The sequence below is a fragment of the Burkholderia sp. E168m23 genome, assembly GCF_016586125.1.
Lineage (GTDB): Bacteria > Pseudomonadota > Gammaproteobacteria > Burkholderiales > Burkholderiaceae > Burkholderia > Burkholderia orbicola.
The window spans coordinates 1-2,052 of the sequence record NZ_BCPP01001132.1 but is presented as its reverse complement, the minus strand read 5'-3'; the positions used below and the strand labels follow the sequence as shown (position 1 = coordinate 2,052).

The 2,052-nt window shown below is 65.8% G+C and carries 1 protein-coding gene; it reads left to right on the top strand.

Features of this window, described 5'->3' with window-relative positions:
* The coding region (gene leuS / locus JMF90_RS34890; protein WP_201326144.1) for a leucine--tRNA ligase at positions 1-2,052 on the top strand (2,052 nt) is incomplete at both ends.

Here is a 2,052-nt window from a genome sequence, read left to right as displayed (position 1 = left end):
CTGGCGCGCAGCCGATGCCTACAAGACGAAGGAAGATTCGCAGAAGCCGAAGTTCTACTGCGTATCGATGCTGCCGTACCCGTCCGGCAAGCTGCACATGGGTCACGTGCGCAACTACACGATCAACGACGTGATGTACCGCTATCTGCGGATGAACGGCTACAACACGCTGATGCCGATGGGCTGGGACGCGTTCGGGATGCCGGCCGAGAACGCCGCGATGGCGAACGGCGTGCCGCCCGCGAAGTGGACCTACGACAACATCGACTACATGAAGGGCCAGATGCAGTCGATGGGTCTCGCGATCGACTGGTCGCGCGAAATCGCGACGTGCAAGCCCGACTACTACAAGTGGAACCAGTGGCTGTTCCTGAAGATGCTCGAGAAGGGCATCGCGTACAAGAAGACGGGCACCGTGAACTGGGACCCGGTCGACCAGACCGTGCTCGCGAACGAGCAGGTGATCGACGGCCGCGGCTGGCGCTCGGGCGCGCTCGTCGAGAAGCGCGAGATCCCGATGTACTACCTGCGCATCACGCAGTACGCGGATGAGCTGCTGAACGATCTCGACGGCCTCGGCTGGCCCGAGCGCGTGAAGATCATGCAGCAGAACTGGATCGGCAAGAGCTTCGGCGTGAACTTCGGCTTCCCGTACGAACTCGACGGCGAGCAGAAGCTGCTGCGCGTGTTCACGACGCGCGCCGACACGATCATGGGCGTCACGTTCTGCGCGATCGCGGCCGAGCACCCGCTCGCCACGCGCCTCGCGCAGGACAAGCCGGAACTGCTCGCGTTCATCGAGGAATGCAAGCGCGGCGGCGTCGCCGAAGCTGACGTCGCGACGATGGAGAAGAAGGGCGTCGCGACCGGCTTCTCGGTCAAGCACCCGTTGACCGGCGAGCCGGTCGAGGTGTGGATCGGCAACTACGTGCTGATGAGCTATGGCGAAGGCGCGGTGATGGGCGTGCCGGGCCACGACGAGCGCGATTTCGCGTTTGCGAAGAAATACGACCTGCCGATCAAGCAGGTGATCGCGAGCGAAGGGCAGACGTACTCGCTCGACGCATGGCAGGAGTGGTACGGCGACAAGGAAACCGCGGTCTGCGTGAACAGCGGCAAGTACGACGGCCTGCGCTACGCGGAAGCGGTCGACGCGGTCGCGGCCGACCTGAAGGCCGGCGGCTTCGGCGACAAGCAGGTCACGTGGCGCCTGCGCGACTGGGGCGTGTCGCGCCAGCGCTACTGGGGCACGCCGATCCCGATCATCCACTGCCCGTCGTGCGGCGACGTGCCGGTGCCGGAGCAGGATCTGCCGGTCGTGCTGCCGGAAGACCTCGTGCCGGACGGCTCGGGCAACCCGCTCGCGAAGTCGGAAGCGTTCCTGAACTGCACGTGCCCGAAGTGTGGCGCGGCCGCGAAGCGCGAAACCGACACGATGGACACCTTCGTCGATTCGTCGTGGTACTTCTCGCGCTACACGGCGCCGGACGCCGAGACGATGGTCGACGCGCGCACCGACTACTGGATGCCGATGGATCAGTACATCGGCGGCATCGAGCACGCGATCCTGCACCTGCTGTATTCGCGCTTCTGGACCAAGGTGATGCGCGACCTCGGCCTCGTGAAGTTCGGCGAGCCGGCGAAGAACCTGCTCACGCAGGGGATGGTGCTGAACGAGACGTACTACCGCGAGGACGCGGCGGGCAAGAAGACCTGGTACAACCCGCTCGACGTGACGGTGACGCACGACGACAAGGGCCGCCCGGTCGGCGCGACGCTGAATGCGGACGGCCAGCCGGTCGTGCTCGGCGGCATCGAGAAGATGTCGAAGTCGAAGAACAACGGCGTCGATCCGCAACTGCTGATCGACCAGTACGGCGCCGATACCGCGCGTCTGTTCACGATGTTCGCCGCACCGCCCGAGCAGCAGCTCGAGTGGTCGGGCGCGGGCGTCGAGGGCGCGAGCCGCTTCCTGCGCCGCGTGTGGAGCTTCGGCTACGGCAACCGCGAAGCGCTCGCCGCGCGCGCCGGTTTCGACGCCGCGACGCTCGG